Source organism: Kitasatospora sp. NPDC056446 (genome assembly GCF_042796115.1).
GTDB lineage: Bacteria > Actinomycetota > Actinomycetes > Streptomycetales > Streptomycetaceae > Kitasatospora.
Map to the genome: position 1 here is coordinate 26332 of NZ_JBHTRF010000034.1, position 11812 is coordinate 38143.

The following is an 11812-nucleotide window of genomic DNA, read 5'->3' on the forward strand; positions in this document are numbered from 1 at the left end:
GGCAAAATAGTCAGAGAATCAGCTTGATCACACGACACGCCGCGCCAAATTGCTGCCGGGCCTTCCCCGCCGCCCGTACGGTGTGAATCGTGAGCAGTAGCGGCCTTATCTACGCCGTCATCGTAGGGGCCTGGGCCGCCTATCTGGTGCCGATGTGGCTCCGCAGGCAGGACGAACTCAACGAGGCGCGCCCCACCGAACGCTTCAGCACCGCCATCCGCCTGCTGGCCGGGCGATCGGCGATGGAGCGGCGGGCAGCCCGGGCCCTGAGCGACGAAGCGCGTGACGACGAGAACAGCGACGACGGCCCTCCCCGACGGGACGCGGCCGACTCCGGCGACCCCGTCGCCCGGGAGCCCGAACCCCCGGCGGAGCGCCCGGACGAACGGCCGGCCCCGGCCGCCGCGGCGCCCGCGCCCCCCGCGGAGCGGGCCGGCGCCGAACGCCGGGCCCGACTGCTGGCCCGCCGGCGCCGGATGGTCACCGCCCTCTTCCTCTCCTTCGCGCTCGGCGCGGTGGTGGCGGCGGTGGCCGGACTGGCCTTCCTCTGGGTCCCGGCCGTCCCGGCGGTCCTCCTCACCCTGTACATCGGCCACCTGCGCAAGCTGGAGCGCCAGCGGTACGAGGTGAAGCTGGACCGCGTCCGGGCCGCCCAGGCGGCCGAGCGGCTGCGCAAGCGCGAGCGGCAGCGCGCCGCCGCCCCGGCGCCCGCCCCGGCCGAGGCCGAGGCCCCCGTCGAGGCGGAGCCGGCCCCGGCCGCCCCCGCCCCGGGGCGGGCCGGACGCCGTCCGCACCTGCGGCTGGCCACCGACCCCGACCGGGCCGCCGGGCCGGCGCGCTCCACCGCACCGGTGCGCCCCGCCGCCCCGGTGCCCTCGGCCTCCGCGGTGGCCGAGGCGACCGAGCACGAGGAGTGGGTCGACGGCATGCGCGAACGCGGTGCGGCCGGCCCGGACTCCTGGGAGCCGGTGCCCGTCCCGCTGCCGACCTACGTCACCGCGCCGGTCGCCCCCCGGGTCTCCCGGGGCCTCGACCTGACGGCCCCCGGCACCTGGACCGCGGGCCGCCCCGCCGAGTCCCGCAACACCCCGCTCTTCGACCAGTACGCCGAACCCCAGGCATCCGAGTCCCGCCCCCGCGCGGCGAACGAGTGACCGGGACCGCCCCCCGACCAGCACCGCGTCCCGGGGGGTGGTCACGGACCCCCTCCGAAAGGTGCTAGAGTTTCATCTCGTTGGGGCTGTGGCGCAGTCCGGTAGCGCACCTCGTTCGCATCGAGGGGGTCAGGGGTTCGAATCCCCTCAGCTCCACCCAACGGAACGGCTCCGGCCGGTCCACCGAATCCCGCCGGGAGGCAACTCCCGGCGGGATTTCGCGTTTTGCGGCACCGGCCGGCCGCGGGCCGCTCCGGACCCGTTCGTGACCGAGGTCACAACACCTTTCCCCAGGCGCTTTCTGACCCGGATTCGGCCTCAGGGGGGTCGGTTATGGTGGGTGGGCCCAGACGCTGACGACGGAACGATCTGGTCTATCTCAACGGGGTGCCATCGCGGTGCGCGAGTTCGGTCTGACACGGTGGGTGCGGCGGTCCGGCCCGGACGAACCCGACGGAACCCCGGCCTCCGGAAGACCGAACTCCTGGACCCTCCCGGCGGCCTGCGTGGCGGCGGTGTCACTGGCGGTGTTCGCCTTCTTCCGGCACACCCACGGCGCCACCATGGTCGACATGCTGGTCTACCGGGCGGAGGGCCAGGCCGTCGTGAACGGCCAGGACCTGTACGCGATGCGGCTGCCCGGCTGGGACCTGCCGGCCACCTACCCGCCGTTCGCCGCGATGCTCTTCGTGCCGAGCACCTGGTTCGACGTGAGCACCCTGCGCGTCCTGGTGATGCTCCTCAACTACGCGCTGCTCGCCGTGGCCGTGCACCTGTCGCTGAAGCTGGCCGGGTGGCCGAAGCAGCACCGCGCGGCCGTGGTGATCCTGGCGACCGGCCTGGGCGTCTGGCTGGAGCCGGTGTTCACCACCTTCCAGTACGGCCAGGTCAACCTCGGCATCCTCTGCCTGGTCCTGTGGGACCTGACCCGCTCGGACCGCAACCGGTTCAAGGGGGTGGGCATCGGCCTGGCCACCGCCATCAAGATCACCCCGGGCCTGTTCGCCGTCTACCTGTTCCTGACCGGCCGGGTCCGGGCCGCGCTGGTCTCGGCCGGCACCTTCCTGGCGGCGGGCCTGATCGGCTGGGCCCTGCTGCCCGACGCCTCGTACGGGTTCTGGACCACGTACCTGTGGGACCCGAGCCGGGTCGGCGTGACCGTCCTGGTGGACAACCAGTCGCTGCGCGGCGCCGTCTGCCGGCTGCTCGACGTCAACGACCCCGGCCTGGTCGGGCTGGCCGCCTCCGCGCTGGTCGGCGCCTTCGGGCTCGGGGTGGCGGTGCTGGCCGGGCGCTCCGCCCGGGTGCTGCGCCGGGCCGACGCCTGGGGCGCGGTCTGCGCCGCGTTCACCGCCCTGCTGGTCTCGCCGATCAGCTGGACCCACCACTGGGTCTGGTGCATCCCGCTGATCGCCCTGCTGGTGGTCGAGGCCCGCACCAGGGCGCGGCGGGTCCTGCTCGGCGTGACCCTCGTGGTGTTCCTCTCCCACATCATGTGGACGGTGCCGCACCGGTGGGGCCGCGGGGTCGACTGGTACTGGCAGCTGCCCGGCGCGATCTACCCGCCGATCGGGATCGCCGTCCTGGTCGTCCTCGGGGTGCGGGTGTACCGCGCCCGGCGGCGGGAGGCCGAGGGGACCGGCGGCGGGGCGTGGGCGCTGCTGTCCGCCAGGTTCGACCGCGATCCCGAGCTGACGAACCAGCCCTGACCGGCCGAACCCGACCGACCCGGCCCGCACCGGCTCGCACCGGCCCGGCCCCGACCAACCCGACCCGACCCGACGGACCCCGACCCGACGGACCCAGACCGGACGGATCAGACCTGACGTGACCACCCAGACCGCACCCCCGTCGCCGCCCGCCGCCGCGCCGGCCGCCCGGAAGGCGGCCGCGGCCCTGCTGCACGGCCCGGCCCGGCGCACCGCGCTGCTCACCGCGCTCTGCTTCGCGGTGATGTGCGCCATCGGCCTCCAGGGCTGGACCTCGGTGTCGCTCGGCGGCTTCGACCTCGGCATCTTCGACCAGGGCGTGCGCGGCTACGCCCACTTCGGGCTGCCGGTCTCGTCGCTGAAGAGCTACCACCACGAGTTCCCGCCCGGCTTCTCGCTGCTGGGCGACCACTTCTCGCCGGTCCTGGCGCTGCTCGCGCCGCTGTACTGGATCTGGGACGACCCGCGCTCGCTGATCATCGGGCAGTCGCTGCTGTTCGCGGCCGGGGTGCCGCTGATCCGGCGGATCACCGCGCACGCCTTCGCCGCCGCCCCGCCGCGCACCGCCCGGCGGGCCGCCGACGTGGCCGGCCTGGTCTACGCGCTCGGCTGGCCGCTGCTGGTCGCCGCCCGGGTCGGGTTCCACGAGGTCGCCTTCGCGGTGCCGCTCACCCTGCTGATGCTGGAACGCGGACTGGCGCGCCGGTACGGCACGGTGGTGCTCGCCGCCGTGCTGCTCTGCTGCACCAAGGAGGACCTCGGCCTGATGGTCGGGGCGTACGGGCTGGTGCTGCTGCTGCGCACCCGCCGCACACCGGACCGGGCAGGCCGCCGGACCGGCCTCGGGCTGCTGCTGGGCGGGCCGGTCGCCGCGGCGGTCGCGATCACCTGGCTGATACCGGCGATGGGCGGCGAACCCGGCTACTACTGGAACTACGACGCCCTCGGCACCGACGGCGGCGACGCGCTGCGCAACCTGCTGCACGACCCGTTCCTGCTGGTGCGGACGGCCTTCGACCAGCCGCTCAAGCCGCTGCTGCTGCTCTGGCTGTTCGGCACCACGCTGCTGCTGCCGCTGCGCTCCGCCACCGTGCTGTGCGCGCTGCCGCTGCTGGCCGAGCGGATCCTGTCCAGCAACCCCAACCACTGGTCGATCGCCCGGCACTACGACTCGCTGCTCTGGCCGATCCTGCTCACCGCCGCCGTCGAGGTGCTCGGCCGGCTGAGCGCCACCGAACGGCCCGAGCGGACCGTCCGGCGGGCCCGGCTGCTGGGCCTCGGCGCGGCCGGCATCGCCCTGGTGGCCGCCGTGCCGATCGGGCTGCTGCAACTGGCCGTACCGTCCTCCTGGACGGCCAAGCCGAGCGAGGCCGCGCTGGTCCGGGCGGCCGCGCTGATCCCGGACGGCGCCTCCGTCGAGGCGGACAACCAGATCGCGCCGCGGCTGACCGCCCGGACCGACGTGGTGCTGGTGGACGGCACGCCGCGCGGGCGCGAGTACGTGCTCACCAGGGCCGACAAGCGGTCCTTCCCGTTCGCCGCGGACACCGAGCAGGCCGAGCGGATCCGGCTGCTGCTGGACCACGGGTACCGGCAGCTCTGGGCCGAGGACGGCGTGGTCCTGCTGCACCGGGAGGGCGACGAGCCCGTTCCCGGCGAGCACGTGCCGGGGCCGGGCAGCAAGCCGGTCCAGGACAAGGTCCCGTCCGACGTGGGGCACAACCTGTTCCGGGGCTGACGCTGTTCCGGGGCTGACGCCCGCCGACCTGCGGGCCGGGCCGGACGTGCCGAGGGCCGGCCGGAGAGGTCTCCGGCCGGCCCTCGGGCTGTGCGGGGCTCGCGCTGTGCGGGTCAGGGGCGGTCGGCGTAGGAGCCGCTCTGGTGCGAGCCCTGGGGCGGGACGGCGCCGTAGCGGCCGGGCCGGCGGCCGTGCGGGTGCCGGGTCAGGTTGTAGCCGAGGACGCCCGCCAGCGCGGCCAGGAAGCCGCCGCCGATCGTCCAGTACCAGCGGCTGTTCCAGCCCGAGAACCAGCCGGAGTACCAGTGGTCCTCGGCCGCCACCGGGGCGGCGGCCTTGGCCGTGCTCGCGCCGCCGCCGGCCGGCGGGACCAGCGGGGCCTTCAGCTCCCCGCCCTCCGGCTGGGCGTTGTCGGCGTCGCCCTTGGCGGCGACGTGCAGCCGGACGGAGGAGGCCAGGCCGAGGTCCGGCTGCGGGACGTCGGTCACCGACAGCCGCACGTAGTACGTGCCGGGCAGCGGGTCGCCGGACCACGGCTCGGCCCAGGTGCGGACCTCGCGCAGGGTGCAGTCCAGCGTGAGGGACGTGGCGCTCTGGTCGGCGGTGGTGTTCTGGGTGCCGGCGGTGCAGGCCTGGCGGCGGCGCAGCCCGTCGAAGACCTCGACCGACCAGGTCTGCGGGCCGTGCCGGTCCGTCGCGGGGGCCAGGTTGACGGTCAGGGTGACCGTCGGGGTCTGGCCCTCGGAGGCGCCGAACGCCCAGTACAGGTAGTCGCCGGTGGAGGCGGCGACGTTGGCGTCCTGGCCGGGGGAGAGGTTGACCGCGGTCAGGAACGAGGTGCCGGCCTTGGTGGCCGGGGCCGGAGTGCCGCTCGCGGTGGCCGAGGGGGACGGCGCGGCCGAGGCGGCCGGGGCGCCCAGGGCGAGGGCGGGCAGCAGGGCGAGGGCGGCGAGGGCGCCGCGGATCGTCGTACGCATGGTCAGTTCTCCCGCCAGACGGAGATCCGCCAACGCGCGATCCAGCCGAACAGCAGGCCGAAGAGCAGGCCCGCCAGGGTGAGGGTGAGCAGCAGGATCCAGCCGCGGCCGAGGCCCATCGCGGCGCCCTCGGGGGCGGGCGAGGAGGAGGCCAGGTCCACGGTCAGCTCCAGCGGCAGGCCGGGGTCGGCCTGGACGCCGGCCTGCGGTGCCAGCGAGTTGCTGACGACCAGGCAGACGGTGGTGTCCGGCTTGTCCTTCGACGAGGCGGTCGGGCTCGTGGTGACGTAGCCCTTGGAGTCGGCGGTGGACCAGCGCAGGCCGGTGGAGATCACGTCGGTGCGGCTGCTGCCGGCGTCGGTGCCGCGCACCAACTCCTGGCCGGCCGCGCTGGTGGCCTGCAGCAGGACGCCGTAGTCCCGGGCCACCGGGCGGTCGAGCCCGACGCTGACCGAGGCCCGCAGCTCCTGGCCGGACTTGACCGGGACCTTGTAGACGCGGTGCTCGGAGAACTTCTCGCGGTCGGTGTAGACACCCGGGGCGAGCACCGGGGCGCTCTCGCACTTGTCGGTGCCGGAGGTCTTGACCGGGGTCACCGTGTAGGTGTCGTTGGAGCGGTCGACCAGCTGCTTCACCTTGTCGGTGAGCTGCTCCTGGGTGCGCACGTCGGTGTAGGTGCCGCCGGTCGCGTTGGCGATGCAGAGCAGCTGCTGGCGGGTCTTGTCGTCGTGGGCCAGGCCGAGGGTGTCGACCACCAGGTGGATGCCCTGGGAGGCGAGCTCGCGGGCGACGTCGCAGGGGTCGGGCGGGGTGCAGGTGTCCTCGCCGTCGGTGATCAGCACCACCCGGCGGGTGGTCTCGCCCTTGCCGAGGTCCTGGGCCGCGCCGCGCAGGGCCAGGCCGATCGGGGTCCAGCCGGTGGGCCGCAGGGTGGCGACGGCGGTCTTGGCCTCCACCTTGTTGGTCTTGCCGACCGGGAAGAGCTGCTTGGTGTCCTGGCAGCCGAGGTTCTTGTCGTTGCCGGGGTAGGTCGCGCCCAGGGTGCGGATGCCGAACTCGGTCTCCGCGGGCAGCGCGTCGATCACCTCGCCCAGCGACTGCTGGGCCACCGAGATACGGCTCTTGCCCTGGATGTCCGTGGCGGTCATGGAGCCGCTGACGTCCAGGATCAGGTCGACCCGGGGCGCCTCCTTGGGGGCGGGGGCGCCCGCTGATGGTTCGTCGGCGTGGGCTGGCAGGCCGAGGAGCAGCGATGCTCCCGTTATCGCCAGGGCGGCCAGCAGGCTGCCGAGCCTGGTCTGTGGTCGTCGTCCGGTAGTCACCCGGCCGATCCTAGGGATCATCAGTTCGCCATGGCGAAACGAGCCCGGATCGTGCGCCGACCCGCTCCCGCGTGAACTCCGGCGCACGGACCAGGAGTCCGGGCTCACGGAGGCCTTACGGCCGGTGAGTAGCCTTCGTACCCGACGGACGGAGGCGGGGGCCGATGGAGCTGACGGCGGTCGGCAAGCGGTACGGGCGGAGCGGGCGGTGGATCCTGCGCGGGGTCGATCTGGCCGTCGGGCCAGGGGAGTTAGCGCGGATCACCGGGGCCAACGGAAGCGGGAAGTCGACGCTGCTGCGGCTGGCCGCCGGGATCGAACGGCCGAGCACGGGCCGGGTGGTGCGCCCCGGCGCGGTGGCGTACGTGCCCGAACGCTTCCCGCCGGCGCTGCCCTTCGACGCCGCGACCTACCTGCTGCGGGTCGGCCGGGTGCACGGGCTGTCGGCGGAGCGGGCCCGGCGGCGGGTGGGGGAGTGGCTGGACCGGTTCGGCATCGCGGACCGGGCGGGCACCCCGCTGAGCCGGCTCTCCAAGGGCACCTGCCAGAAGGTCGCGGTGGTGCAGGCGCTGCTCCCCGAGGCCCGGGTGCTGCTGCTGGACGAGGCCTGGACCGGGCTGGACCCGCAGGCCCGGGCGGTACTGGACGAGGCGGCCGCCGAACGGGCGGCGGCGGGCGGCACGGTGCTCTTCGTCGACCACGGCCCGGCCCGGCCGGCCGGGCTCGCCGGCACCGCGTACCTGGTCGGGACGGACGGTGCGGTGCGGCCCGTCGACGACCCGGCGCAGGCGCCGGCCGGGGGCGGCCCGGTGATGGAGATCGAGGTGGACGTCCCCGACGGCGCCCCGCTGCCGGACCGGCTGCCGGGAGCGCCGGAGCGCGCCGCGAGGGGTGGCACGGTGGTGCGGCTGACCGTACCGGCCGCGCACTCCGACGCGCTGCTGCGCCGGCTGCTGCTGGGCCGCCCGGTCGTCCGGGTGCTGGCGGTGCGGCGGCGCGCGGAGGCGGCGGAGGGGCCGACGGGGCCCGGGACGGCGGTGGGGCCGACGGGGCCCGGGACGGCGGTGGGGGAGCGGTGACGGGGCGGATCGCCGCGCTGGTGCGGTACCACCTGGAACTGCTGCTGCGCTCGCACACCTGGCTGCCGCCGTTCCTGGCGTACGCGCTGCTGCTGGTGGTCGGGGTCACGGCGGGCGACCCGCTGCTGGGCAGCCTCGGCCTCGGCGCGGGCGCGCTGCTGCCGGTGAGCGCCTGGTACGTCCGCGGCGTGCTGGCCGCGGAACCGCCGGCCTCGCGGGCCTGCCTGGTCGCGGCGGCGGGCCCGGCCCGGGTCCACCTGGGCGCGCTGCTGGCGGCGCTGACGGTCTCGCTGGTGCTGGCGGCGGGCCAGGTGGCGGTGGTGTGGTGGACCGCCGGGACGGTGGCGAACCCGGGGGCGACGGGGCACCCGGGGACGGGGGCGGCGCTGCTGTCGGGGCTGCTGGCCTCGGTGGTCTGCGCGCTGCTGGGCGTGCTGGCGGGTGCGCTGGCCGACCGTCCGGTGCTGACCCGCGGGCCGTACGGCATCCCGGTCGCGCTGACGCTGGCCGCGCTGCTGCTGGTGGTGCCGGCTTCGCCGGCCAACGCGGCGGTGCGGGCGCTGGTGGAAGGGGCCAGGACCGGCCGGGTCGCGGTGCCGTGGGCGGAGCCGCTGCTCGCCGTCGCCCTGCTGGCCGCGGGCTGCGCGGCGACCGCGGCACTGGCCGGGCGGCGGCCGGAGTGAACGGGGCCGGGGTGAGCGAGCCGGGGTGAGCGGGCGGAGCGGGGCGGCCGGATGATTCGGGCAATAGCAGACACACCGCAGTGAACAGCCCGTACATCCTGATAACACTCGTTAGGGTGACGAAACGGGGCGCGGGCGCCGCCGCACCGGCACCCGGACCCTGCCCTGCCTCCCCGCCCGACCCGCCGCTCACGTCGGGGCGGACCGGCCCCCGCGCCGGTCCGCCCCGATCGGCATCCCCCGGACGGCGGTGCCGGGCACCCGCGACGACCCCCAGGACGGTCCGTGGCGACACCCTCCGCCGTGACGAGATCCGCCGCCCGGCCGAGCCGGCCGGTGCCGACCAGGCGCACCACCGAGCTGGTCCTGGTGCTGGCCGCCGTCCTGACCGCCGTGTTCGGCTACATCGAGGTCGGCGTCAACCTGGACGGCCGGGTCCCCGCCGACGCGGCCGGGTACGGCGCCGCGCTCGGCGTGCTCGCCCTGGCGGCGCACGCCGTCGTCCGGTGGCGGGCCCGGTACGCGGACCCGCTGCTGCTGCCCATCGCGGTGCTGCTCAACGGGATCGGCCTGGTGGTGATCCACCGGCTCGACCGGGCCACCCCGGGGCGCGCCGCGGCCTCCACCCAACTGCTCTGGTCGGCGCTGGGGGTGGCGCTGTTCATCGCGGTGGTGCTGCTGGTACGCGACCACCGGCGGCTGCAGCGCTACGCGTACGTCGGGGCGCTCGCGGCGCTGGTCCTGCTGGTGCTGCCGATCTTCTTCCCGCCGGTGTACGGCTCCCGGATCTGGATCGTGGTCGGCCCGCTCTCCTTCCAGCCGGGGGAGTTCGCCAAGATCCTGCTGGCCGTCTTCTTCGCCGCCTACCTGGCGGTGCACCGGGACGCCCTGGCGCTCACCGGCCGCCGGGTCCGGCGCCGGCAGCTGCCGCTCGGGCGGGTGCTCGGGCCGGTCCTGCTGATCTGGGTGGCGTTCGTCGGCGTCCTGGTGCTGGAGACCGACCTCGGCACCTCGCTGCTCTTCTTCGGCCTGTTCGTGGTGATGCTCTACGTGGCCACCGCGCGCACCGGCTGGATCGCGATCGGGCTCGGCCTGGCCGCGGTCGGGGCCGTCGCGGTGGGTTGGCTCTCGCCGCACGTGCACAGCCGGGTCGCGGACTGGCTGGACCCGCTGGGCTCGATCGCGGCGGGCCGGGGCGCCAACCAGATCGCCCAGTCGCTGTTCGCCTTCGCCTGGGGCGGCGAACTGGGCACCGGGCTCGGCAACGGCCACTCGGTGCTGATCGGCTTCGCCGCCAAGTCGGACTTCATCCTCGCGACCATCGGCGAGGAGCTCGGCCTGACCGGGCTGGTCGCGGTGTTCCTGCTGTACGCGGCGCTGGTCTCCCGGGGCTTCCGGACCGGCATCGCGCTGCGCGACCCGTTCGGGCGGCTGCTGGCGATCGGGCTGGCCGCGATCGTCGGCCTCCAGGTGTTCGTGGTGGCGGGCGGGGTGCTCGCGCTGATCCCGCTGACCGGGATGACCATGCCGTTCATCGCCCAGGGCGGCTCCTCGGTGGTCACCAACTGGATCATCGTCGCGCTGCTGGTGCGGATGAGCGACATCGCCCGCCGGCCGGCCCCCGGGGAGTCCCGATGACGGGCGGCCGGCCGCGCGGCAACGGCCCCCAGGGGCTGCCGGGGATCTCGGTCACCGGCCGCCGCGCGGGCACCTTCTGCCTGCTGCTGGTCGCCGCGCTGTGCGCCCAGGCCACCCGGGTGCAGGTGTTCCGGGCCGACGGCCTCGACCACAACAGCGCCAACCAGCGGCTCACCGTCGAGCGCTACGCCCAGCCGCGCGGCGACATCCTGGTGGGCTCGGAACGGGTGACCGGCTCGGAGCCCACCGGCGGCCGGTACGCGTACAAGCGCGACTACACCGACGGCCCGGCCTACGCGGCCGTCACCGGCTTCGCCTCGCAGGCGTACGGCGTCAGCCAGCTGGAGGGGACCGAGGACGACCTGCTGACCGGCACCGACGGCCGGCTGACCGGCTGGGCGCTCTGGGACGCCGTCAGCCGGCGGCGGAACCCGGGCGGGGACGTGTACACCACGCTGAACCGGGCCGCCCAGCAGGCCGCGGTGCGCGGGCTCGGCCGGCAGAAGGGCGCGGTCGCCGCGATCGAGCCGGCCACCGGGCGGATCCTGGCCCTGGCCAGCACGCCCTCCTACGACCCGGGCAGCTTCGCCGGCTCCGCCGCCGCCGACCAGGCGGCCTGGAACCGGCTGCAGGCCGACCCCGACCAGCCGATGCTCAACCGGGCGCTGCGCCAGACCTACCCGCCGGGCTCGACCTTCAAGGTGGTCACCGCCGCCGCCGCGCTCGCGGACGGGGTGGTCACCGACATCGGCGCGCCGACCGCGGCGCCCTTCCCGTACGTCCTGCCCGGGACGACCACGCCGCTGGTCAACGACACCCCGGCCTGCGACCGGCCCGGACTGTCGCTGGACGCCGCGATGACCGCCAGCTGCAACAGCGTGCTCGGCTACCTCGGCGTGCGGACCGGGCTGGACCGGATGGTGGCGATGGCCGGGAACTTCGGCTTCGGCGACGCCCGGCTGGACACCCCGGTGCGCGCGGCCCGGTCGAACTTCGACACCGCGATGGACGAGTCGCAGCTGGCGCTCTCCTCGATCGGGCAGTTCGACACGGCGGCCACCCCGCTGGTGATGGCGATGGTCGCGGCCGGCGTCGCGAACAACGGGACGGTCATGCGGCCGCAGCTCGTGGACCGGCTGACGAAGGACGACGGCACCACCGTGCGGCTGATGAAGCCGGCGACGTACCGGCAGGCGATGAGCCCGGCGGTGGCCGCTCAGGTGCGGACGCTGATGACCGACGTGGTGGAGAACGGGACCGGGGGCAACGCCCGGATCCCGGGGGCCGTGGTCGGCGGCAAGACCGGGACGGCCCAGCACGGCGTGGACAACAGCGGGACGCCGTACGCCTGGTTCATCGCCTGGGCCGCTCCGGCGGGCTCGGCCGCGGTGCCGCCGGTGGCGGTGGCCGTGGTGGTCGCGGACAGTGACGCCACGGACGTCACGGGTGGCGCCCTGGCCGCGCCGGTCGCCCGCGCGGTGATGCGGGCGGTGCTCGGCGGATGACCCTGGC

Annotated in this window: 9 protein-coding genes and 1 tRNA gene; 8 read left to right on the plus strand and 2 right to left on the minus strand. The window is 75.3% G+C overall.

Annotated features, from left to right (window positions below; genetic code table 11):
• Window positions 1-89: 89 nt before the first annotated feature.
• The 4 genes from ACFQ6N_RS21810 (at window position 90) to ACFQ6N_RS21825 (ending at window position 4601) form a co-directional block, all read left to right on the plus strand.
• Window positions 90-1154 carry a hypothetical protein gene (locus ACFQ6N_RS21810; protein WP_380651351.1) on the plus strand — a complete coding sequence of 355 codons (1065 nt, stop codon included), beginning with the start codon at window positions 90-92 and terminating at the stop codon, window positions 1152-1154.
• 82 nt (window positions 1155-1236) lie between these two features.
• Window positions 1237-1310: transfer RNA gene (locus ACFQ6N_RS21815), tRNA-Ala, on the plus strand.
• 350 nt (window positions 1311-1660) lie between these two features.
• Window positions 1661-2863 carry a glycosyltransferase 87 family protein gene (locus ACFQ6N_RS21820; protein ID WP_380651354.1) on the plus strand — a complete coding sequence of 401 codons (1203 nt, stop codon included), beginning with the start codon at window positions 1661-1663 and terminating at the stop codon, window positions 2861-2863.
• A 118-nt stretch (window positions 2864-2981) separates the two neighbouring features.
• A complete protein-coding gene (locus ACFQ6N_RS21825) occupies window positions 2982-4601 on the plus strand; it encodes a DUF2079 domain-containing protein (RefSeq protein ID WP_380651357.1) in 1620 nt (539 codons plus the stop codon).
• A 113-nt stretch (window positions 4602-4714) separates the two neighbouring features.
• On the opposite strand, the gene ACFQ6N_RS21830 is transcribed toward ACFQ6N_RS21825, so the two are convergent.
• Window positions 4715-5578 (minus strand): peptidase, encoded by an 864-nt coding sequence (locus tag ACFQ6N_RS21830; RefSeq protein ID WP_380651360.1) that lies wholly within the window; start codon window positions 5576-5578, stop codon window positions 4715-4717.
• 2 nt (window positions 5579-5580) lie between these two features.
• Window positions 5581-6900, minus strand: a complete 1320-nt coding sequence (locus ACFQ6N_RS21835) for a VWA domain-containing protein (RefSeq protein ID WP_380651363.1) — start codon at window positions 6898-6900, stop codon at window positions 5581-5583.
• A gap of 164 nt (window positions 6901-7064) precedes the next feature.
• On the opposite strand from ACFQ6N_RS21835, the gene ACFQ6N_RS21840 reads away from it, so the two are divergent.
• The 4 genes from ACFQ6N_RS21840 (at window position 7065) to ACFQ6N_RS21855 (ending at window position 11805) form a co-directional block, all read left to right on the plus strand.
• Window positions 7065-7979 (plus strand): ATP-binding cassette domain-containing protein, encoded by a 915-nt coding sequence (locus ACFQ6N_RS21840; protein ID WP_380651366.1) that lies wholly within the window; start codon window positions 7065-7067, stop codon window positions 7977-7979.
• Window positions 7976-8662, plus strand: coding sequence for an ABC transporter (locus ACFQ6N_RS21845; protein ID WP_380651369.1), 687 nt, complete (start codon window positions 7976-7978; stop codon window positions 8660-8662). The genes ACFQ6N_RS21840 and ACFQ6N_RS21845 overlap by 4 nt, the downstream gene beginning before the upstream one ends.
• 285 nt (window positions 8663-8947) lie before the next feature.
• Window positions 8948-10300, plus strand: coding sequence for an FtsW/RodA/SpoVE family cell cycle protein (locus ACFQ6N_RS21850; RefSeq protein ID WP_380651372.1), 1353 nt, complete (start codon window positions 8948-8950; stop codon window positions 10298-10300).
• Window positions 10297-11805, plus strand: a complete 1509-nt coding sequence (locus ACFQ6N_RS21855) for a penicillin-binding transpeptidase domain-containing protein (protein ID WP_380651375.1) — start codon at window positions 10297-10299, stop codon at window positions 11803-11805. The genes ACFQ6N_RS21850 and ACFQ6N_RS21855 overlap by 4 nt, the downstream gene beginning before the upstream one ends.
• The last annotated feature ends 7 nt before the right edge of the window (window positions 11806-11812 follow it).